Annotated in this window: 17 protein-coding genes, 1 tRNA gene, 1 pseudogene and 1 riboswitch; of the genes and pseudogenes, 5 read left to right on the top strand and 14 right to left on the bottom strand. The window is 63.7% G+C overall.

All coding sequences use genetic code 11. The annotated features are described in order from the left end of the window. Nucleotides 1–67: 67 nt before the first annotated feature. A complete protein-coding gene (locus TRIHO_RS04205; protein WP_068240685.1) occupies nucleotides 68–1,882 on the bottom strand; it encodes an ABC transporter transmembrane domain-containing protein in 1,815 nt (604 codons plus the stop codon). Between the two features lie 178 nt (nucleotides 1,883–2,060). Further along, nucleotides 2,061–2,134 (bottom strand) — tRNA-Gly (locus tag TRIHO_RS04200). 258 nt (nucleotides 2,135–2,392) lie between these two features. On the opposite strand from TRIHO_RS04200, the gene TRIHO_RS04195 reads away from it, so the two are divergent. Then, nucleotides 2,393–3,133, top strand: coding sequence for a sirohydrochlorin chelatase (locus TRIHO_RS04195; RefSeq protein WP_232367710.1), 741 nt, complete (start codon nucleotides 2,393–2,395; stop codon nucleotides 3,131–3,133). Between the two features lie 74 nt (nucleotides 3,134–3,207). On the opposite strand, the gene TRIHO_RS04190 is transcribed toward TRIHO_RS04195, so the two are convergent. The 8 genes from TRIHO_RS04190 to metZ form a co-directional block, all read right to left on the bottom strand. Continuing rightward, nucleotides 3,208–3,972: a substrate-binding periplasmic protein gene (locus tag TRIHO_RS04190; RefSeq protein WP_068240684.1), complete on the bottom strand. Its 765-nt coding sequence runs from the start codon at nucleotides 3,970–3,972 to the stop codon at nucleotides 3,208–3,210. Nucleotides 3,973–4,083: 111 nt separating this feature from the next. Further along, entirely contained in the window at nucleotides 4,084–4,707 is a 624-nt protein-coding gene (locus TRIHO_RS04185; RefSeq protein ID WP_068240683.1) for a glutathione S-transferase family protein, read from the bottom strand. A gap of 574 nt (nucleotides 4,708–5,281) precedes the next feature. Beyond that, nucleotides 5,282–7,519, bottom strand: coding sequence for a phosphoenolpyruvate--protein phosphotransferase (ptsP, locus tag TRIHO_RS04180; protein WP_068240682.1), 2,238 nt, complete (start codon nucleotides 7,517–7,519; stop codon nucleotides 5,282–5,284). A 337-nt stretch (nucleotides 7,520–7,856) separates the two neighbouring features. Further along, a complete protein-coding gene (locus tag TRIHO_RS04175) occupies nucleotides 7,857–9,095 on the bottom strand; it encodes an aspartate kinase (RefSeq protein ID WP_068240681.1) in 1,239 nt (412 codons plus the stop codon). Nucleotides 9,096–9,233: 138 nt separating this feature from the next. Next, entirely contained in the window at nucleotides 9,234–10,682 is a 1,449-nt protein-coding gene (locus tag TRIHO_RS04170) for a TrkH family potassium uptake protein (RefSeq protein ID WP_068240680.1), read from the bottom strand. A 46-nt stretch (nucleotides 10,683–10,728) separates the two neighbouring features. Next, complete coding sequence (locus tag TRIHO_RS04165) at nucleotides 10,729–11,628, bottom strand: hypothetical protein (protein ID WP_068240679.1); 900 nt, start codon at nucleotides 11,626–11,628, stop codon at nucleotides 10,729–10,731. 283 nt (nucleotides 11,629–11,911) lie between these two features. Then, nucleotides 11,912–13,015: a GTP cyclohydrolase FolE2 gene (folE2, locus tag TRIHO_RS04160; protein ID WP_068240677.1), complete on the bottom strand. Its 1,104-nt coding sequence runs from the start codon at nucleotides 13,013–13,015 to the stop codon at nucleotides 11,912–11,914. Nucleotides 13,016–13,193: 178 nt separating this feature from the next. Further along, nucleotides 13,194–14,381 (bottom strand): O-succinylhomoserine sulfhydrylase, encoded by a 1,188-nt coding sequence (gene metZ, locus TRIHO_RS04155; RefSeq protein WP_068240676.1) that lies wholly within the window; start codon nucleotides 14,379–14,381, stop codon nucleotides 13,194–13,196. Between the two features lie 67 nt (nucleotides 14,382–14,448). Further along, nucleotides 14,449–14,525, bottom strand: a riboswitch (SAM riboswitch). Between the two features lie 151 nt (nucleotides 14,526–14,676). On the opposite strand from metZ, the gene TRIHO_RS04150 reads away from it, so the two are divergent. Next, on the top strand, nucleotides 14,677–15,609 hold the full coding sequence (locus TRIHO_RS04150; RefSeq protein WP_068240700.1) for an alpha/beta hydrolase: 933 nt from the start codon (nucleotides 14,677–14,679) through the stop codon (nucleotides 15,607–15,609). A 496-nt stretch (nucleotides 15,610–16,105) separates the two neighbouring features. Here TRIHO_RS04150 and TRIHO_RS04145 read toward each other — a convergent pair whose 3' ends face one another. Together TRIHO_RS04145 and TRIHO_RS04140 are read right to left on the bottom strand one after the other, a co-directional pair. After that, a complete protein-coding gene (locus TRIHO_RS04145) occupies nucleotides 16,106–16,744 on the bottom strand; it encodes an inner membrane-spanning protein YciB (RefSeq protein ID WP_068240674.1) in 639 nt (212 codons plus the stop codon). Nucleotides 16,745–16,788: 44 nt separating this feature from the next. After that, nucleotides 16,789–17,694 carry a DMT family transporter gene (locus TRIHO_RS04140; RefSeq protein ID WP_068240699.1) on the bottom strand — a complete coding sequence of 302 codons (906 nt, stop codon included), beginning with the start codon at nucleotides 17,692–17,694 and terminating at the stop codon, nucleotides 16,789–16,791. Nucleotides 17,695–17,788: 94 nt separating this feature from the next. Here TRIHO_RS04140 and TRIHO_RS04135 point away from each other — a divergent pair, with 94 nt between their 5' ends. Then, nucleotides 17,789–18,280: an MgtC/SapB family protein gene (locus TRIHO_RS04135; protein WP_068240673.1), complete on the top strand. Its 492-nt coding sequence runs from the start codon at nucleotides 17,789–17,791 to the stop codon at nucleotides 18,278–18,280. 3 nt (nucleotides 18,281–18,283) lie between these two features. Here TRIHO_RS04135 and ftsY read toward each other — a convergent pair whose 3' ends face one another. Then, the gene (gene ftsY / locus TRIHO_RS04130; RefSeq protein WP_068240672.1) at nucleotides 18,284–19,420 is read right to left on the bottom strand and encodes a signal recognition particle-docking protein FtsY; all 1,137 of its coding nucleotides are present in this window, start codon (nucleotides 19,418–19,420) and stop codon (nucleotides 18,284–18,286) included. Between the two features lie 129 nt (nucleotides 19,421–19,549). Between ftsY and TRIHO_RS04125 the strand changes: the two genes are divergently transcribed. Then, complete coding sequence (locus TRIHO_RS04125; RefSeq protein WP_232367709.1) at nucleotides 19,550–20,038, top strand: hypothetical protein; 489 nt, start codon at nucleotides 19,550–19,552, stop codon at nucleotides 20,036–20,038. Between the two features lie 79 nt (nucleotides 20,039–20,117). Here the strand turns inward: TRIHO_RS04125 and xseA are convergent, their stop codons facing one another. After that, a complete protein-coding gene (gene xseA, locus TRIHO_RS04120; protein ID WP_068240669.1) occupies nucleotides 20,118–21,632 on the bottom strand; it encodes an exodeoxyribonuclease VII large subunit in 1,515 nt (504 codons plus the stop codon). A gap of 121 nt (nucleotides 21,633–21,753) precedes the next feature. Between xseA and TRIHO_RS04115 the strand changes: the two are divergent. After that, nucleotides 21,754–21,984 (top strand): annotated as a pseudogene (locus TRIHO_RS04115) (phosphoribosylamine--glycine ligase N-terminal domain-containing protein); the annotation flags it as partial.

Genomic DNA, 21,984 nt, shown 5'->3' with positions numbered 1-21,984 from the left:
CAATGACCGGCGCCGGGGCGGGTGTTTTGCGCTCAAACGGCCATGCTGCCCTGCTGTCCAGCGGCGATCAGGCGACCGCCGCACCATCGGTGAACTGCAACCGCGCCAGCCGCGCATATAGCCCGCCTTCGGCCACAAGGCTGTCATGGCTGCCAACGGCAACAATGCGGCCCTGTTCCATCACCACAATACGGTCGGCCTGTTTGACCGTCGCCAGCCGGTGCGCCACCACGATGGTGGTGCGGTCGCGGCTAAGGTCTTCGAAGGCGGCCTGCACCAGACCTTCGCTCTCCGCATCCAGCGCCGAGGTCGCCTCGTCCAGCAGCAGCACCGGCGCATCGCGCAGGATCGCCCGCGCGATGGCGATCCGCTGCTTTTGCCCGCCCGACAGCATCACCCCGCGTTCGCCCACATAGGCGTCATAGCCGTCGGGCAATTGCGCAATGAAATCATGCGCGGCGGCGGCCCGGGCCGCGGCCTCAACCTCCGCATCGCTTGCGTCGGGGCGACCAAAGCGAATGTTGTCGCGGGCGGTGGCGGCAAAGATCACCGGATCCTGCGGCACCAGCGCGATATGGTGGCGGAACTCGGACCGTGCCAAATCGGTCAATGGCACTCCGTCCAAACGCACCGCGCCAGACTGCGGATCGTAGAACCGCTGGATCAGCTGGATGATCGTCGTCTTGCCCGCCCCCGACGGGCCGACAAAGGCAACAGTTTCACCGGGTTTGATGGTCAGGTTCACCCCGTCCAGTGCCGAAATTTCGGGCCGGGAGGGATAGGTAAAGGACACATTGTCAAAGCTGATCTCGCCCCGCACGGGCGTCGCGAAGGTCTGCGCCCTGACCGGATCCACCACCGCATCCTCGGCCTGCAACAGCTCCACCAGACGTTCGGTGGCGCCAGCCGCGCGTTGCAGCTCGCTCCAGATTTCCGACAGGGCGGCGACAGAGCCCGCCACCATCACCGCGTAGATCACAAACTGTACCAGCGCACCTTCGGACATGCCGCCAAAACGCACATCGTTGGCGCCGATCCACAACACGCCGACCACGCCGGAAAACACCAGAAAGATCACGATCATCGTCAACAGGGCGCGGGTCCGGATCCGCTGCCGGGACACGTCATAGGCGGTCTCGGTCATCTCGGCAAAGCTGGCGCGGCTCAGGGTTTCATGGGTAAAGGCCTGCACCGTCTGCACCGCACCAAGCGCCTCGCCCGCGTTGCCGGAGGAGGCCGCGATCCAGTCCTGGTTTTCCTTGGAGATCACCCGCAGGCGACGCCCCAGCACCAGAATGGGCACCACAACCGCCGGCACGATCAACAGAACCAGCAGCGTCAGTTTGGCCGAGGTCAGCAGCATCAGCACCAGCCCGCCCGCAAAAATCAACAGGTTGCGCAGCGCCACCGACGCAGAGGACCCCAGCACCGATTGGATCAGCGTGGTATCCGTGGTGATCCGGCTCAGCACTTCGCCGGTCATGATCCGTTCGAAAAAGGCCGGGCTCATGCCGATGATCCGGTCGAACACCGCCTTGCGGATATCCGCCACCACCCGCTCGCCCAGCTTGGTGACCAGCGCATAGCGCACACCCGTACCCAGCGCGAGCAACGCCGCCATCACCATGGCCGCAGCAAAATACTGGTTCAGCAGCGCGGCATCCGTGATGCGAAAGTTATCGACCACCCGGCGCACCGCCAGGGGCAGCGACAGCGACACCGTCGCCGTCAGGGTCAGGGCCATGAGGGCGGCAACGATCATCGTCCGATAGGGGCGCAGGAACGGCCAGAGCGCCTTCAGCACACCGATCTTTCGCGAGGCCGCGCGTTCCTCGTTGCGACCGGGGGTGTTGCCTTGGGTTTGCACCGCGCGTCGTGCCATGAAAGCTCCTTTGCTAGCCGGACAAGCTCCGGGTCGCGTACCGTCCCGTCTTCCGACCATGTCCGGCAGTGTCATGGCCCTGCACCCTGCGCAGGTCAAGGCTGCATTGTACATTCTGCAGCGACGCAGTGCCGCAACAAATTGAAAACCCGGATGAATTCAAGTTTGGGGGAGATCTTGGAGCGGGTAGCGGGAATCGAACCCGCGCCTTAAGCTTGGAAGGCTCTTATGATACCATTTCACCATACCCGCTCGAAGTCCGCGCTACCTAAAACAGGCCCGAAGGAGGGTCAAGAGAGAACGCGAAATTTCCTGGTTTTTCCCGGCAGTTTCGGCACGTTTTTGCAACCTGCGGGGCATAATCAGGCCTGCCTGCCGGTGTTGGTTTGGCCGCGCCCGCGTCATCGGCGCAGTCTGGACTTCAGCGGCAGATCGCTTATGTGTTGATCCAAGCCGTCCCTTTCCCGCCAGCCGACAGCCGCCCGTGTCTGACCGTCGGCGCCCGGCCAGATGTCCACCCTCAACCCGCCCGGCCCCATGCCCCACACGCCCCGAATTGCCATCCTGACCTCGCACGGCCAGCCCTCGGCCCCGCCACCGCCGGAAATCCATCTGGCGGCAATCGCGGCGGCGGTTCAGGATCATCTTCCCGACTGGGAAATCCGCTCTGCCACCCTCTCCTCCCGAGGGTTTCTGGAGAAGGCCATGGCCGAAGACGCGGTGATTTATCCGTTTTTTATGGCGCGCGGCTGGTTCACCGCCAATGTCCTGCCCAAACGGCTGGCCGGATGGCGGTACCGGATGGCGACCCCCTTTGGCATGGACCCGGCCCTGCCGGAGATGACAGCCAAAGCCCTCGCTCTGGAGCTGTCAACGCGGGGCTGGGATCTGCACGCCACGGATGTGCTGCTGGCGGCCCATGGCTCTGCCCGTGGACCAAAGGCGGCCGAGGCCGCCGAGCGTTTTGCCGAAAACCTGCGCGCCGCATTGCCGGGGATGCGCCTCAGCACCGGATATGTAGAACAATCGCCGTTTATCGCCGAAGCCGCGCGGCCGCTCGCCGCCCCGTCGCTGTGCCTGCCGTTCTTTGCCCAGTCCGGGGCGCATGTGCGCGAAGATATTCCCGAGGCGCTGGAAATCGCCGGATATCGGGGTGACATCCTGCCGGTGCTGGGCGCCCTGCCCGACATGGCCGCGCTGATCGCGCGGGCCATCCATCGGACAGGAACGCTCTCGGACGGGACCGTCTGATCGCCGGCACCTGCTGCCGGGGCCTGCTCCTGCTGGTCGACCTATTGCCAGCCGATGACCGATCGAACGCCGGCCTATTGCCAGTCGCTCAACCCGTAGCGTTCCATGATGCTGGCCAGCCGCCCGTCCGCACGCATGTCCGCCACGGCGGCTTCCACATGCGCGGCCAGATCGCCCGACATGTCGACATTGGGTGAAAATGCAGCATATAGCGGCGAGGGCTCATCGACAGAAATCAGGACGAATTCATCCGAAAGCCCAAGGTTGGCAATGGTATAGCGCAGCACTGCCGCATCGTCCGGCACCATGTCCACGCGCCCGGCTGCGAGTTTTTTCAGGTTGCTTTCCAGCGGTGCATCGCCGCCCACCAGTTGCACCACGGATGTGTCGCCTTCATGGGCCTCGATATACTCGGTGATGGCGCCGCCATACTCATACCCCCGGATCGCGCCGACGGTCCGCCCCTCGAAAGGCGCCGCAGTGCTCATGTCGATCGCCTCCCCCTTGCGCACCGCAATCGCCAGATCCCAGACCCCCAGGATCGGGCTCAGCCGGAACCCCGGCACTTCCTCTTCCGAGGCGCCGACGACACCCGTGATCTCGCCCGCTTCGGCTTGTGCCAGGCTGCGCACCCAATTCATGTTCTGGTAGTCGATGCTATAGCCATGTGGCTCCAACGCCTGCTGCAACACCTCGATCATATAGCCGGGCTGCTCCGATCCCGGTTCGCAATTGTATGGACACCAGTTATCGGCCCGGATCGACACTGTTTCCGCCGACGCCGCAGTCGCCAGAACCACCCCCGCAGCCGCCGCTGCGATCCCCTTCCAAACACGCATTCTCACACTCCTGCTTTACCCAGATCTGCGCCCAGACGTGCCAGGCGCAGGATCTGTCTACAGAAACGCGCTTAACAGAGCGTAAGACAACTGCTCCGGATCTGTTTCAAATTAGCCCGGCGGAATGTCGTTCACCCGCTTGGGAATGTGATACCCCCGCACAACCGCAGGCCGCTCGGCGATCCGACGATACCAGTTGCGCACATTCGGATAGGCGCTCAGGTCGATCTGCTGCCATTCGTAGCGCGATGCCCAGGGCCAGCAGGCGATATCGGCAATCGAATAGTCGCCAACGATATAGTCCCGATCCTGAAGCCGTTGATCCAGCACGCTGTAGAGCCGCCGCGCTTCCGTGGCAAATCGCTCTTCCGCATAGGGAGCCTTGCCGGAATTATACTTCAGAAAGTGATGCGCCTGACCCAGCATCGGGCCAAACCCTGCCATCTGCCACATCAGCCATTCGTAGATTTCATAGCGATCCTCCTGGGGCAGAAACCTGTCGTATTTCTCGGCGAGGTAGATCAGGATCGCGCCAGATTCCATCAGCGTGACCCCGGTCTCGCGGTCGCGGATCGCGGGGATCTTGTTGTTGGGGCTGATCGCCAGAAATGCCGCGTCGAACTGGGCATCGCGGGTAATATCCACCGCCTGCACCGTGTAGGGCACGCCCAGCTCCTCCAGAAGGATAGAAATCTTGCGCCCGTTGGGCGTGGTCCAGGTGTATAGATCAATCATCGCGGCACTCCGGGGGCTTGGGGATCTGGCGCAGAGCATGACGCGTCAAAGGCGACCCCGTCAATTCCGCTGTTGCCCACCCGCAGTCCTGCATCCACCCAGAGGGTTTGACCCGCCCGGCCTGCGATGGGACTGCAAACGTGTGGATAACAACGCCGGTTGCTGTGGAAATCCTGTTGAAAATGCCTAAGAGACAAGGGGTTCTGAGGTCAACATCTTGTGGACGGTTGTTTGCGCGGCCTCAACCAATGATCCTGCAATGATCCTGCGGCGTTCTGCAGCCAGAACGTCACGGCCGCCCTGGTTGATCCAGTCGCGACCGACCGGAGTGTGGGCGAACAGCGGGTGCGATCAGGGCAGATGCCGCAAATGCGGATTTTGTTGAAATTTGTCAATTAACCAGAAAAAATCGCGAACTTATCGAAAAATTTTTAGATAAAAGTCATCGAACAACAGCTGCCGCACCATCAGAACGCCTTGCCACCCGGCTGTTTTCGCCCCTGCACACGACCCTACCGACGACAAAGCGCTGCCCGCAGGACGGGCAGCGCTGCAACCGTGACAAAACTAGAACTCAGACTTCGCGCAGGTATTCCATGACCGCAGGGCGGACTGTCTGATGGCCCCGATGCCGCGCGTCCGAGATGATCTTGCGCAACTTGGACAGTTCCACCCGCATTAACAAAGACTTAACCGGCCCAATTGAAGCAGGTCGCATCGACAGTGTGCGAATACCCATTGCCGCCAGGCAGACCGCTTCGATCGGGCGGCCGGCATCTTCGCCGCAAAAGCTCAACGGGGTGCCCGAAATCTCGCAGCGCTCCACGATCTGCTCGATAAAGCTCAGGAAACTTACGTTCAGCGTGTCATACCGTTGCCGCACCCGCTCGTTTTCGCGATCCGCAGCAAAGAAAAACTGCTTCAGATCGTTGCCGCCAATCGAGAGAAAATCCACCTCTTCAAAGAACTTGAGCGGTGCAAACCCCAGCGATGGCGTCTCCAGCATCGCCCCGACCTTGAGCTCGGAAGGCAGCGCATGGCCCAGACGCTTTTCACGCTCGATGGTTTTGTCCACTTCATCGCGCGCCTGCCGGTATTCCTCGAATTGCGCCACAAATGGGAACATGACACTCAGCGGGCCGCCATTGGCCGCCCGGATCAGCGCCTGTAGCTGCATCCGCATGATGCCCGGCTTGTCCAGACCAACGCGAATTGCCCGCCAGCCAAGGGCCGGGTTCGGCTCATCCGTTGGCTTCATATAGGGCAGAACCTTGTCAGAACCGATGTCCAGGGTCCTGAAAACAACCTGTTTTCCCTTCGCCGCTTCCAATACCCGCTGGTACAGCACCACCAGCTCCGACCGGCGCGGCATCTTGTTGCGCACGAGGAACTGCAGTTCGGTGCGGAACAGCCCGACCCCTTCGGCGCCAGAGTTCTGCAAAGAGGGCAGATCCGCCATCAGCCCCGCGTTCATCATCAGATTAACCCTTTGGTCATCTTTGGTTATCGCGGGTTTCTCACGTATCGAGGTATAGCGTTCCTGCGCCTGCGCCTGCATCGCGATCTTGTCGCGAAAGGCGCTGACGACCGGATCGTCGGGCCGCAGATGCACCGCGCCCTGATCGCCGTCAAGCAGGACATGGTCGCCGTTCAGCCCCTCGGTGGTGATCCGACCGACCCGCACCACCAGCGGGATCGCAAGGGCGCGTGCCACGATGGCGGCATGTGACCCGACGGAGCCTTCCTCAAGGATGATCCCCTTGAGCTTGCGATCATATTCCAGCAGCTCGGCCGGGCCAATGTTGCGCGCCACCAGGATCGGATCCTCGGGCATCTCGGCCCCCGTATCGCGCCCCTGCCCGGTCAGAATGCGCAACAGCCGGTTTGACAGATCATCCAGATCGCTGAGCCGCTCGCGCAGATAGGCATCCTGCGCCTGGGCCATGCGACCGCGGGCCAGGGATTGTTCCTTTTCCACCGCGGCTTCGGCGCTCAGGCCCCGGGCGATGTCTTCTTCCATGCGCCGCATCCAGCCTTTGGAATTGGCGAACATGCGATAAGTTTCAAGAACTTGCGCCTGTTCCTTGTCGTTGCTGGCCATCTCCAGCATCTTGTCGACACCGACCCGCAGTTCCTCGACAGCCTCTTCCAGCCGGACCAGTTCGCGGTGGGGATCATCGGCGATCGGATTGGTCACCACCACGCGCGGCTCGTGCAGCCAGATATGGCCCTCCGCCGCGCCTTCCTGGGCCATTGTGCCCTTCAGCAGCAGCGATTGCTGGTGCAGCGGCGACATGGCCGAGCCTTCGCCGACAAAGGCGCCCAGCTCGGTCATTTCGGCGATGACCATCGCCACCACCTCCAGCGCGTAAACCGCATCGGAGGAATAGTCGCGCGTCTCCTTGGACTGCACCACCAGCACGCCCGTCATCTCGCCCAGGCGCTGAATGGGGATGCCCAGAAACGAGGTGTAGCGCTCTTCGCCGGTCTCCGGCATGTAGCGAAAACCGCGCATGCCCGGCGCATCCGGGGTGTTGATCACCTTGCCGGTGCGGGCGACACGGCCCACCAGCCCCTCGCCCACCCGCAGGCGGGTCTGGTGCACGGATTCGCGGTTCAGCCCTTCGGTCGCGCAAAGCTCCAGCGTTTCCTCATCGCGGAACAGATAGATGGAGCACACTTCGGTGCCCATGCTGTCGGCAATCAGCTGGGTGATCTTGTCGAGCCGCGCCTGACCGGCGACGTCGCCCGCCATGGCCTCCCTCAGGCGACCCAGAAGCTGTCTGCTCTCGGATTCCGTGTTGTCAACCATGCCGGCCCTTTCCCGGGTTATTCATCCGACCGCACCGGACGCCAAAATCTGACGACCGGCCGTGGCCCTGTGCATGGGATAGCGGATGATGCTCTCCAGCATCAACTCTCTCACACCACGACCCAAAGTCCAAGGCAATGTGTCGATTGAAACGTGCGGAGGCAAGCGGTTTTACAGCAAATCAGCCTGCGGCCAATCGACTGCACAGTTCGCTGTCATGTTTCGCCTGCCGTATCGGTAATTTGCTGCGACGCAGCAATTCTGCCAGCAGGTTCAAGGAATTAGCGCGGGTCCGGATCTGACCGCGTCAGGGCCGTTCCGGACGCGGCCAGCGGTATCAGCTGGCTTTATCGAGGTCAAAGGCGTCATGCAGCGCCTGCACCGCCAGTTCCATGTACTTGCGATCGATCAGCACGGAGATCTTGATCTCAGAGGTCGTGATGACCTTGATATTGATGCCCTCGTCCGACAGCACCCGGAACATTTTCGCCGCAACACCCGATTGCGAGCGCATGCCGATCCCCACGACAGAGACCTTGGCGACGCCGGTATCCGCGACCAGCTCGCCATAGTTCAGATCGCCCTTTTCCTTGTGACTGCTCAGGGCGGCCTCGGCGCGTTTCACCTGATCCGTCGGGCAGGAGAAGGTCATATCCGTGCGCCCCTCTTCCGAGATATTCTGCACGATCATGTCCACATTCACCCCGGCTTCCGACAGACAGGTGAAAATGGTGGCCGCGATACCGGGACGATCCGCCACCGACAGGCAGGTCAGCTTGGCCTCGTCACGCGAATAGGCGACACCGTTTACAACATTGGATTCCATGATTTCCTCCTCGTCGCAGACCAGGGTCCCGGCCTCGTCGGATTGTTCTTCAAAACTCGACAGCACACGCAGTTTGACCTTGTAGCGCATCGCAAGCTCGACAGAGCGGGTCTGCAGCACCTTCGCCCCGAGCGAGGCCAGCTCCAGCATCTCTTCAAAGGCGATCTTGTCCAGTTTGCGCGCCTTGTCACAGATCCGCGGGTCGGTGGTATAGACGCCGTCCACATCGGTGTAGATATCGCAACGCTCGGCGTCAAAGGCCGCCGCAAAGGCCACCGCCGTGGTGTCAGATCCACCGCGCCCCAGCGTCGTCACCCGTCCCTCCGGGCTGATGCCCTGGAAGCCGGCGACCACCGCGACCTTCATGCCTTCGCCGAATTTGGCGTTGATATTGTCGGTGGGAATTTCCTCGATCCGGGCCTGGCTGTGGGCCGAATTGGTCTTGAGCGGCACTTGCCAGCCCTGCCAGCTGCGCGCCGGGACATCCATTTCCTGCAGCGTCAGCGCCATCAGCCCCGCCGTCACGATCTCGCCCGAGGAAACGACAGCGTCATATTCGCGCGCGTCATAAAGCGGTGAGGTCTCGCCGACCCATCCCACCAGTTCGTTGGTCTTGCCGGACATGGCGGAGACGATGACGATAACGTCATACCCCTTGGCGACTTCGACGCCGACGCGTTTGGCGGCACGGCGGATGCGGTCAAGGTTGGCGACCGAGGTGCCGCCGAATTTCATCACAAGTACGGGCATAGGGGGCAGGATCTCCCTCCGCTTGCGGGGTTTCAGGTTCGCGCGTTATTAGGCGAGCGGTTGGTCAAGGGCAAGATGGCCTGCGCCCTTTATTTCAAGGGCTGTGCCGATTTGCGCAAGGAACGGCCCCGCAACGCCCTAGCTGCGCCAGAAACGAACCGTCAGGATGGCATAGACCGCCATCAGCTCCAGCCGGCCAATCAACATGGCGATGGCAAGAATCCATTTGGCCGTATCGTTCAACGGGGCGAAATTGCCCGCCGGTCCAATGATGTCGCCCAGTCCGGGGCCGATATTGGCCACCGCCGTCGCCGCGCCCGAGATCGCGGTGATGAAATCCAGCCCCGTCAGCGCCAGCGCCCAGGCCACGATCCCCATGGTGATGACAAAGAACATGAAAAACGAAATCACCGAACTCAGCACATCCGGCGTCACCGCCCGGCCCTCGTAGCGCGGGATAAATACCCCATGCGGCGAGCGGATCCGCTGCACCTGCACCCGCACCGAGGCAAACAGCAGCTGATAGCGAAAGATCTTGACCGAACAGGCCGTCGATCCCGCGCAGCCGCCAATCAGGCCGATAAAGAAGAAGATCATGATCAGGAACGGCCCCCATTGCATGTAATCGACACTGGCATAGCCGGTGCCCGACATGATGGAGATGATGTTGAACAGCGCCTCTCGCACCGCCTGTTCCGGGTGGTGCGGAAACACCGTCACCAGCACCCCGGCGGTGACCACGACCAGCACCGCAATGGTGGCAAGAAACGTGCGCACCTGGCTGTCGCGCACCAGCGGCAGCGCCTCTCCGTTGACCATCTGGACATAACGCACAAACGGCAGCGCCGCCGCCACCATGAAAAAGGCAGAGGCATATTCCGCCGGCCCCGAAAACGTCCCGAAGGAGGCATCGTAATTTGAAAACCCACCCGTCGACATGGTGGTCATCGCATGCACGACCGCATCGAACAGCCCCATGCCCAGCACTGTATAGACCAGCGCACAAACCAGGGTCAGCACCAGGTAGATCACTGTGATCTGTTTTGCGATCTCCTGCGCGCGCGGCAGGATTTTCCCCATGGTGTCAAAGGCTTCGGATTTGAAGATCTGCATCCCCCCGACCCGCAGCTCGGGCAGGAACACCATGGCGACAACGATGATGCCAATACCACCAAGCCATTGCAGAATGCCCCGCCACAGCAACAACCCGCGCGGCAGCTCATCAAGACCGGAAATCACCGTGGACCCGGTGGTGGTCAGCCCGGACATCGCCTCAAAGAACGCATCGGTAAAGGACAGCTGCGTCGCGCCCAAAATCAGCGGAATCGCCCCAAAGAACGGCAGCGCCACCCAGACCATGGTGGTCAGCAAAAACGTCTGTCGGATCGTCAGGCCGCGCCCGACGCCATTGGCACAGCTCAGCGCCAGCAGCCCCCCCGCCAGAAGGCACAGGATCGCGCTTTCAAGGAAAACGGGCCACTCCCCCTTGCCATCATAGAGGTCAAGGAGAAGTGGAAAGACCATCGTGCCGCCCAGAATAACGACGAGCAGGCCAATGACATATCCAACCGGGCGCAGATCCAACATGAGCGCAGCGTTGGCAACCCCCGCTCAGCCTGTCAAGCGAAAGCGATCATGTGTCGCCTTTTGTCCCCTTCGATCCGCCGCCAGTCGCCGGCATTGTGGGCGGATTGGACGGCGCACGCGGGCGGCGACGTGGCGCGGATTTGCCCGTGTCCGTCGCAGTCTCTTCCCCAGTCCCGCTGTCCCGCGCCGCCACCGGAGCAGAAGCCGAGGTGGTCTTCGCAACCGCCTCCGTTGCCGCTGCGGGCTTCGCCGCTGTGGCTTTCGCCTCTGCAGGCTTGGTCTCTGTGGGCTTGGTCTCAGCCGGCTTTGTCTCTGTGGCTTTTGCCTCCGTGATCTTTGTCTCTGTCGGCTTCGCCTGTGCCACACCCGGCTCTGGCCTCGTGGCCTTTGCCGGACCGGCCGACGTGCCACCCGCCCCCGGCGTCGCGTCCCCGGCGTCTGTCGGCGCTGCCGCCGCAGGGGATTTTCCTTTTGGCGCCGGTGCTTGCGCCGCCTTTGTGCCAGCGGCCTTGGCCGTCCCTTTTGCAGCCGAGGATCGGCGAGCGGCAGATGGAGAGGTCGTGGCTTTGGCACGCCGACTGCCGGTCGCGGCTGGCTTGCGCGGGGCCGCAGGCGCGTCGGATCTGTCCGCCGATCCGCCCTTGTCTGCCGCAGTGCCGGCCGGCGCCTGCGGGGCCGCGGCCTTGCTTGGCGCGGCTGTGGGCGGGGCAGCAGCCGTTCCGGATGCGACCGCAGGGTCCACAACCGGCCGGGCGCCACCTTGCAGCCCCTCGATCCACTCCTGCTGCATTTTCATCAGCGCCTGTGTCATGTGCATCTGCCGCTGCGGCGCCTGCGCCGCCAGCACCGCGACCGAGCGCATAATCTTCAACTGTCGTCCCATCGCATAGCCTGCCCAGGCTTGCGGTGTGGTGGGGAAGTCCTTGAAACCTTCAAACCGGATCATGTGATCTCCTCGGGGTCGATCGTTCACTTCGACAAGGGCCGGCCCCCGTGCGCGCGCCGCCGGACGCCCCCTTTGGCATCAGGTTAACATGAATTTCAGCCCGCACGCAGAAAAAATGCCGCAATGCGGCAAAATCCTGCAGGCGCCGCCCACTCGGGTATCAGGCCGCCTGTTTGACCTTCATCTTTTGAAAAATACCTCGGGGAGCGCGAGGGGCTGGCCCCTCGCCCGTGGCGCGTCTGCCGCGCCCGCCCCTCCTCCTGGTCACAAGGCCAACCGGCGCTTAACCGCGATGAATCAATGTGGCAAAAAGCTGGGGATCGAGGCTTTGATTGGCAAACATCGCCCCCCGCGTCAGCACAGAGACCGCATCATGGCTGTGCAGGCTTTCCTGATGGCTGGCAACCACGCGGAAATCACCGATTCGCGGATCGCTCTGCAGCGCCTCGCAGAACAATCGGGCGGCGTCTTCGACAAACATCGGATTGGCCGCGTTCAACTCGGCAAAGGCCTGCTCGTCCTCGCGTTTCACCATCACCTGGGTCTCGGTCGGCACCGCGCGACGGCAGTGGTCGATCAGATCCTCGAACCACAGGCAGGGCGCATCCGGCTCCAGCTGGATCGAAATCCGGGCAACCGAACGCTGCGAATGCGGTGTCGCCAGCTGGCCGCGGGTTTGTCGCGCATGTTCCGACAGCTCCAGCGAACAGGGGCAGGTCGACGAATAGACATAATCGAGATGCACAATCTTGTGGCGCTGGCCGCCAGTCTGCACGAGCTCCAGCGCGACATCGTAATATTGATAGCCCATCAGCCCCGACCGCAGGCTGTCCACCTTCACCGGAAAGGAAAACCGCATCTGCAACCGGGCATCGCCACTGTCGAGATCCGCCAGATAGTCTTCCAGCGCCGCCTCCATCACCCTGAAGGAAAATACTTTCTCCGCATGCCGGTAAAACGACCGCATGATCCGGGACATGTTGATGCCCTTTTTCTCCGCATCCAGGCTGACGGTGCCGGTGACGCTGGTTTCCAGCGCCAGGTCGCCGTTGTCGCGGGTATGAAACCGGATCGGCAGGCGGAAATTTGAAATGCCGACATGCTGGATCTGTTCGCGCGCGCCCCGGATCAGGCTGGCGGGTCCGTTCTGCAGATCCGGCAGGCTCGCGCGATAGGCATCGTCCGCGTCAAAACTGTCGGGATACTGTCGCTTGAGATCCGGATAGGCGTCATCCGCGCGCCCCGGCAGCAGACGCGCGATGGCAGGATCCAGCTGGGCCACTTCCGTCTCGCTGGCCTTGGCCGCCCAGTGCCGCAGAACCGCCAGCGCCTCCTCAGCCTCCGTGCGGTCCGGCGTCCCGTTCACGTCGCGAGAGTGGATGTTCATGATCCCGTACTCCTGTCTCAACAGCGGCGCAGGCCGCACCCTTCATCTATGGTATTACGAGATGATTAACAAAACAGATCAGCCAAAAACGCCGCTGCACTCCCCGGAACTGACCTTTTGAACCTCTCCACCCCCAACTTTCGATCAGGTGGAGAGGCACCGCCCCCGGTTCCGCCGCCTATCCCAGCGACGCCAGCGCGCGGGTGATATCCGCAATCAGGTCGTCGCTGTCTTCCAGCCCGACCGACAGCCGCACCAGCCCATCGGTGATTCCCAGCTCTTTGCGCTGAGCATCGGACAACCGCTGGTGGGTCGTGGTCGTCGGATGGGTGACGATGGATTTCGCATCGCCCAGGTTGTTGGAAATCAGCGGAATCGTCAGCGCATCCAGGAACGCAAAGGCCGAGGTCTTGCCGCCCTTGAGGTCCAGCGACAGCACGGTGCCGCCCTTGCCGCCCAGCTGGCGGGCCACCAGGTCACGCTGCGCATGGCTGGCCAGACCGGGATAAATGGTACGGGCCAGGGCGGGATGGCCCTCCAGCGCCTGCGCGATCTTCAGCGCACTCTCGGCCTGGGCGTTCACCCGCAGCTCAATGGTCTCCAGCCCCTTGACGAACATCCAGGCATGGAACGGGCTCAGCGAACCGCCGGTGTGCTTCATATAGGGTTCCAGCGTGCCGCGGATATAGTCCTTGCTGCCCAGCACCACGCCACCCAGGGCGCGGCCCTGGCCGTCGATATGTTTGGTCGCCGAATAGACCACCACATCCGCCCCCTGCGCAATCGCATCGGAAAACACCGGGGTCGAGAACACATTGTCCACCACCACCGTCGCGCCGACGCCATGGGCAATGTCGGCAACGCCCGCGATATCGACCACTTCCAGCGTCGGGTTCGACATGCTCTCAAAGAACACGGCCTTGGTTTCGGGCCGCATCGCGTCGCGCCATTGCTCCAGATCGGTGCCATCGACAAATGTCACCTCGACGCCGTAGCGGGTCAGCACGTTTTCCAGAATATAAAGACAGGAGCCAAACAGCGCCTTGGCGGAAACGACGTGATCACCCGCCTGCAGCAGCGACGTCAGCGCGCCATTCACCGCCGCCATGCCAGAGGCGGTGGCAAAGGCATCCTCGGCCCCTTCCAGCGCGGCAATCCGGTCTTCGAACATGGCCACTGTCGGGTTGCCATAGCGGGCATAGATGAATTCATCCGGGCCGGTCTCGATAAACCGTGCCTCTGCCTGGGCCGCAGAGTCGTAGACAAACCCCTGGGTCATGAAGATCGCTTCGCTGACCTCGTTGTATTGGCTGCGACGGCTGCCGCCATGAACAAGTTTCGTACGCGTTTTCCAGCTCTCAGTCATACTCTTGCCTCCGACACGGGGCCTGGCCCGCGCATAAAAAAACTCCCGTCCGGCCAAGCGAAAGGGAGTCCTTGTCGTCCTGACCTCTTTAGCGGTTTCTTTTACGTGGCCCGCAATCCGGTACAAATCGCCACGGTTCCCATGGTACCCCATGTGGCCCTTCGGATACGCCGGTCGCATTTGTCAGTCAAGAGCCACCGCATCCCCCGCTCGTCACCCAGCCGTTACCCCGGTGTCACCGCCGCGTCACCAAAAGCGGTTAACCGAAGGCAAATTCGTGATCTGGGAGCCCGTGATGGCCATTATGCGCATCAATGCTTTGGGAGAAACGCCGGTGCTGCACGCCCGGCAGACCGCCCTTGAAACCGGGCTCCCTGCCGCTGTCGGCGGAGCCGGGCCGGTGGTGATCATGGTCCATGGCTACAAGTATCAGCCTGGCAATCCGAATCATTGCCCCCACCGCCATATACTGTCGCTGGACCCGCAGCACCTGCCCTGGCGCGCCCCCTCCTGGCCGCGCCAGCTGGGGTTCGGCCTCGGGCGCGCCGACGAGGGTCTGGCGGTTGCCTTTGGCTGGGACGCACGCGGCACGCTACAGCAGGCTCAGCTGCGCGCGGTCGGGGCCGGGCGGGCGCTGGCACAGGTGGTGCGCGCCCTGAAGGCCCGGGCCCCGCAGCGCGACATCCATGTGGTCTGCCATTCGCTGGGCTCCGACGTCGCGCTGGAAGCGCTCCACCGCCTGCCCGCCGGGGCCGTTCAGCGTATCATCTCGCTGACAGGGGCCTCGTATCAGAGCCGCGCCAACCGCGCCCTGCAGACCCCCGCCGGGCGCACGGCGGAGTTCTTCAACGTGACCAGCCGGGAAAACGATGCCTTTGATTTCCTTTTTGAACGGCTGACCCGCAGGCCAGTGCCCGGTGATCGCGCCATTGGCCAGGGGTTCGAGGCCCCGAACGCGGTCACCTTGCAGCTGGATTGCCTGGATACGCTGGAGCATCTCGGCCAGATGGGGCATCCAATCGGCCTCCCGGAGCGACGGATCTGCCACTGGTCGTCCTACATGCGCCCCGGCGCGTTGCGGTTTTACAAACGCCTGATCCGGCAGCCGGAACGCACGCCTTTGCCCCTGATGCAGCAGGTGCTGCCAAAGACCCCGGCGCGCCGCTGGTCCCGCCTGCTGGCCCTGCGCCCCCTGCCCGGCCCGATGCCGATCTGGCAACGGATCTGATCGCCGCCGTTTGCCGCTCCGCAATCACGCGCCGGACCGCAACTGTTGCACCTTGGCCAGATCTATGCGCGCGCTGCCCTGGCAACGCCCACAAAAAGTATCAGCTCTGATGACCCATTGTTTCGCGCGCGAAACAATGGGTCAGTGCTTCTGACCTACCGCGCAGCGCCTTTCCCTGTCGTCGAGCCTGCGGCGCGGGCGCTCTCCCGCCCCTTTGCCCGGCAGCCCCTGGCTGCCTCACAAAGTGTTGGGCCGGGCGGGGGCCGCGATGCGCGAAGCGCAGCGCAAAACCTCGCGGTGCCACTGTCACTGCCCAACAGTCCAGTTGTCTGTTCAGGCCGCTGTCGGCACCTCTGTTGGGGTCTCTGTTGACATCCTTTGGGGCCGCTCCGGGGCAGGACCGCCAACCCGAAATCCCGCAAGGTCGCGCAGGGCCTGCGACCAGATGTGCGGATCCTGCGGCGCGCCCCGCACACCATGTGCGGGGCAGCCGGTCTCAGCCCTGCTGATCGGGATCTTCCGGCCCATAGGTCTGAAACAGCTTTGCCTGCGTCATGAAGAACGCAAACATCCCAAGGGTCAGGCCAAAGGTCTTGAAATACACCCAGGTTTCGGTGCTGACACTGCGCCAGATGATCTCATTCGCCAGCGCCAGCGCCAGAAAGAAGGCGCATAGCCTGCGGGTCAGGATCATCCAGCCCGCCTCGTTCAGCGGCATCATCTCTTCCATCACCACCCGCAGGTAGCTCTGCCCCCGCAGCAACCCGACGCCCAGCAGCCCGCCAAAGATCAGATAGATCATCGTCGGTTTCATCTTGAAAAACCGTTCGTCGTTGAACCAGACCGACAGGCCGCCAAAGACCACGATCAGGACCAGCGTCAGCACCTGCATCTTGGACAATTTCCCGGTCAGCTTCCACAGCGCCAGCGTCGACAGCACCATCAGCGGCACGAAACCGGCCGTGGCCACGATGAACCCGTCATAGCTGGTCCCCGCGATCTCAAAGCTCTGCTCTTTCAGTCGCAGGTAGGCAACAAAGAACAGCACCACCGGTCCGTATTCCAATACGCCCTTCCAGAGCGGGCTGATCTTCTTGTCGTCGGATCCCGCTGCCGGGCTTGTCTGCTCTGTCATGGTCCGCCTCTTGTGTCCTAAATCCTCCGGTAGAGATGCGTCTCTCAACCGCCCATTTCAACAATCACCGCGCCCAGCGCGATCAGTGCCATCAACGCAATGCGGCGCGGGCCAACCGTTTCCTTCAGCACCAGCCAGCCGATCAGCGCCGCAAAAACGGTCGACGTCTCGCGCAGCACCGCCGCCTCGCCCACCTTGTCGAGCCGCGTCGCCAGCATCACCGACCCGAACGAGCCGAAGGCCACCAGCCCACCGAAAAAGCCCCGCGCCATCAGCGGCCCCAGGGTCGGCCGCCCCGCTCCCATCCGCCGCCAGCGCCAGTAGGCATAGGGCGGCATCGCCAGGCCGTCGATCATGAAGAACCAGGCCAGAAAGGTGAACGGATCCGCCGTCGCCCGGATGCCATAGGCGTCATAGGTGGTGTAGAGCGCCACAAACAGCCCGGTGACAAGGGCCAGCAACAGGGCAATGCCCAAGGTTTCGCGGGCGGTGACCAGAAAGACGAAATTGTAGATCGCCAGACCAAAGATCCCGGCCAGCAGCACCAGAACCCCCAGCCACTGCACCAGGGTGAAGGTCTCTCCGAACAGGAAATAGGCGCCTATGACCGCAAACAGCGGCCCGGTGCCGCGCACCACCGGATAGACCACCGTATAGGCGCCCTTGGTATAGGCCAGGGCCTGCAGGATCTTGTACAGCACATGGATGACCCAGACCCCGACAAAGATCAGCCACATATGGGGTTCCGGCCAGGGCACCACAAAGAGCGCGATCGGGGCGGCCATCAGCCCGTAACAGGCATCAATCGCGCCGCGCGACAGCCAGGGATCGTGGCGGCCCTTTTGCAAGGCGCCAAACACCGCGTGCAGCACCGCCGCCGACAGCGCCAGGATCAGCGCCACGCGATGCCCGGCTTGCGTGCCCTCCAGCGAGATCAGCCAATCACTCAGCATCTGCGATCCTTTTCATCACGTCGGTGTCATCCCGTCGGGAACCCAGTCGGGTTTCAGGCGTTGTCCGAGGCAATCCAAACCCGGAGCCCCCATGTTCGAATCTGCCCTGCAAGAGATCACCGATGAATTCTCCTCCACCTTTTCGGTGGTTCCCGCCCCGGTCGCCTTTGCCCGGCTGATTGCGGCCAGCGTGCTGGCGGCCCTGATCGGGCTGGAGCGCGAATTTCTCGGCAAACCGGCGGGGCTGCGGACGCATATCCTCGTCTCGGTCGCCGCCTGCCTGTTCATCGTGCTCGGGCGCGAGATCGCGGCGCTGGATTTCGGCGCCGAGGCCCAGCGCAATGACCCGCTGCGGATGATCGAAGCGGTCACCGCCGGGGTGGCGTTTCTGGCGGCGGGGCTGATTTTCACCTCGGGCGAAAAGGTGCAGAACGTCACCACCGGCGCATCGCTGTGGCTTGTCGGTGCCATCGGGCTGGGCTGCGGCGCGGGGCAGATGCCGCTGGCCGCGATGACGACGGTACTGGTGCTGGTGGTGCTCTTCGTGCTGCGCCACGTCGAAAAGTGGATGATCTCGCATTGACCCTCAGTTGCCCAGCCCGGTGAGGGCCGCAGCGAATTCTTCCGGGTCGAAGGGGGCAAGATCGTCGATCTGCTCCCCGACCCCGATGGCATGGATCGGCAGGCCGAACTTGTCGGCCAGCGCCACAAGAACGCCCCCCTTTGCGGTGCCATCAAGCTTGGTCATCACCAGACCGGAGACATTGGCAAGCTGGCGGAAGGTTTCGACCTGGCTCAGCGCGTTCTGGCCGGTGGTGGCATCCAGCACCAACAGGGTGTTATGCGGCGCCTCCGGGTCTTTCTTGCGGATCACCCGGACGATCTTTGCCAGCTCTTCCATCAGGTCGGCGCGGTTCTGCAACCGTCCGGCGGTGTCGATCAGCAACAGGTCGGCCCCGTCGGCCTCGGCCTTGGTCATCGCGTCAAAGGCAAGGCTGGCCGGATCGGACCCCTCGGGCGCCGTCAGCACCGGCACCCCGGCCCGGTCCCCCCAGACCTGAAGCTGTTCGACGGCCGCCGCGCGAAAGGTATCGCCAGCGGCAATCACCACCGATTTGCCCGCAGCGCGGAACTGGCTGGCCAGTTTGCCGATCGTTGTCGTCTTGCCCGAGCCATTGACCCCGACCACCAGCACCACCTGCGGCTTGGACGGATAAAGCGGCAGCGGCCGTGCCACCGGTTCCATCACGCGGGCGATTTCCTGCGCCAGAAGCTCGCGAATTTCGCGCCCCGAAACGCGTCGGCCCAGGCGGCCTTCGGCGATATTGGCCGTTACCCGCAGGGCGGTATCAACGCCCATATCCGCCGCGATCAGCATCTCTTCGAGGCTTTCGAGCATGTCATCGTCCAGCACCCGGCGCGGCTCTGTCGTGGCGCTGCGCCCGATGAGACGCCCCAGAAGGCCCGGTCTGGACGCCTCCGCCTGCGGTTCAGGGGCGGGCGGGACAGCTGCGGCGGGCGCGGCAGGCGACGCCCCTGCCACCGGCATCGCGGCATCGGATGACGCAGCAGCATCGGGCGCAGAGGGGCGCTCCGGCACCGGAGGCGCGGCACTGTCGGGTTCTGGCCCTGTTGCCGCCTCCTCGACAATGGCGTCCACCTCCTTGCTGAGGCGGGACGAGGATTTCAGCAGCCGTTCCTTGAGCTTTGAGAAAAGCGCCATCTGGGTCTCCGCAGGATCGTTTGTCCCCACCTACTGCCGATTGCCCGGGGTTGCAAAGCCAAAAGCCCAAATGGCGCCTCCCGCGGCGGTCGCGAAGGCCACGCCGCGAAAGCAGGGACCGGCCGGTTTTTGTCCGCGCCCCTTCGCCCCCTTGGCAGCCAGCAGCCCTTGGGGCATCGTAGCGCCATGTCCCGCGCGCTATCGCTCCCTCTTGCCGTTTTGCTGATTGGTCTGATCAGCCCGACCTCCGGTGCCCTGGCGGCGGATGGGGCGCAGAACGGCGCGCGGTTTGACAGCTATACGCGCGGAAAAACGCTGTTTTTCGACTGGCAGGGGCAGCCCTATGGGGCCGAGCGGTATCTGCCGGGGCGGCGGGTGATCTGGTCCTTTCTCGACGGGCGCTGCGTCGCTGGCACCTGGTATTCGCAACCGGGGGAGACCGGGCCGGAAATCTGCTTTGCCTATGAGGACCAGGGCAGCGTCCAGTGCTGGCGCTATGGCATCGACGAGGGCGGGCTGCATGTCACCATTGAGCGCGACGGGCCGCCCCTGACGTTGACGGAGAACACCACACCGGGGCAGGAGATGGTCTGTCTCGGCCCCGAGGTCGGCGTCTGAGGCACCGGCAGGATGCGAGGCGCTGCCTCGCGCTCCGAGGTATTTGCAAAAAGATGAAGGCCGGACGGGAGACCGCAGGTCAGAACAGCGAGCCCTGTTCGCCCGGCGATTTCGGCGGTTTGGCGGCGCTGGTGCTTTTGGGTTTGGCGGGCGGGGCGGCGGCCTGCGTCTTGTCCGCCACCGTGATCGTGCCATCGGCAAATTCGATGGAGAGCGATGTGGCGGCCCCGGCGGCGGCGGTGCTGGTGACCAGCCTGTCCCCCGCGCGGACCACCGCATAGCCACGTTCGAGGGTGGCCCGGTAGCTGAGGATGTCCAACTGCCGACCGGTGGCGGCCAGACGTTCGCTCTGGCGGCTCAACCGGGATGCCTGGGCGGCGGAGAGCCGGTTGGAGAGCACGTTCAGCGCCTGGGCCTTGCGCGCTCGGTCCTGCTCGATGGGACGAATGTTGAGCCGGGCCGACAAATGCGCCAGCCGGTCGGTGCGGCGGGCCACCAGGCTGCGCAGGGTCGCGGGGCGCAGGGAGGCGGCCCGGTCGCTGAGGGTCAGCTTGCGGTTCTGCACGCCTGCGATCAGCGCCTTGGGCAGCCGGTCGGCGAGCCGGTCGAGCCGTTGGCGCGGGCTGTCGAGCAGGCTGTCCGGTCGGGGCAGCGCGCGGGCCAGATCACCAAGGCGCTGGCGGCGCTGCTGCACCGCGCGGCTGCTGGCCTGGGCCATCCGCGCGCCTAGTCCTGACACATGGGCCAGCAGGTCCAGCCGCACCGGCACCGCATGTTCCGCCGCTGCCGTCGGGGTCGGCGCGCGCAGGTCGGAGACATAGTCGATCAGGGTGGTGTCCGTCTCGTGGCCGACGGCCGAAATCAGCGGGATCGCACTGGCGGCCACCGCACGGGCGACGATTTCCTCGTTGAACCCCCAGAGATCCTCGATCGAGCCGCCCCCGCGCGCCACGATGATCAGATCCGGGCGCGGCAGTGCGCCGCCAGGGCTGAAGGCATTGAACCCGTCGATGGCGCGGGCCACTTCGGCGGCACAGGTGCTGCCCTGCACCGCCACCGGCCAGACCAGCACCTTGCGCGGGAACCGGTCGCGCAGCCGGTGCAGGATGTCGCGGATCACCGCCCCGGAGGGCGAGGTGACGACGCCGATGATCTGCGGCAGGTAGGGCAGCGGTTTCTTGCGCTCCGGCGCAAACAGCCCTTCGGCCTGCAGCTGGGCCTTGCGTTTTTCCAGCAGCGCCATCAACGCACCCTGCCCGGCGACGGCGACCTCTTCGACATTCATGTTGTATTTCGACTGGCCACCAAAGGCGGTCAGCCGACCCGTCACCACGACCTCGAGACCTTCTTCGGGGACCACGGCCAGTTTGCTCACCTGGCCCTTCCAGGTGGTGCAAGCCAGCACCGAACGGTCATCCTTGATGTCGTAATACAGATGCCCCGAGCGCGCCTTGAACACCCGGCCGACCTCGCCGCGCACCCGGATGCGGCCAAAGGTGCCCTCCAGCGTGCGTTTGACCTCGCCCGAGATCTCGGTGACGGAAAACTCCGGGGCGTTCTGACCGGGGGCGGGATCGTCGAGAAGGTCGGACATGAGGGAACTTTAGCCTTTGGTCTGCTCTGCCACCCGTATCGGGCACGGGCGTTCTTGTTTTGAAGTCGCAGCCAGCATAGAACGCGCGACAACGGAGGCCAAGCAGATCGGAGAACGGCTCATGAATATCCTCATCCTCGGCAGCGGCGGGCGCGAGCACAGTCTGGCCTGGGCGGTGATGCAGAACCCGAAATGCGACCGTCTGATCGTGGCGCCGGGCAATGCGGGCATCGCCGCAATCGCGGAATGCGCCAGCCTCGACGCCGAAGACGGTGGCGCGGTTGCCGCCTTTGCCGAGGAGAACGCCATTGATTTCGTGATCATCGGGCCCGAGGCCCCGCTGGCCGCCGGG

The sequence above is a fragment of the Tritonibacter horizontis genome (genome assembly GCF_001518015.1).
Taxonomy (GTDB): domain Bacteria; phylum Pseudomonadota; class Alphaproteobacteria; order Rhodobacterales; family Rhodobacteraceae; genus Epibacterium; species Epibacterium horizontis.
This window is presented reverse-complemented; position numbering and strand designations above follow the sequence as displayed.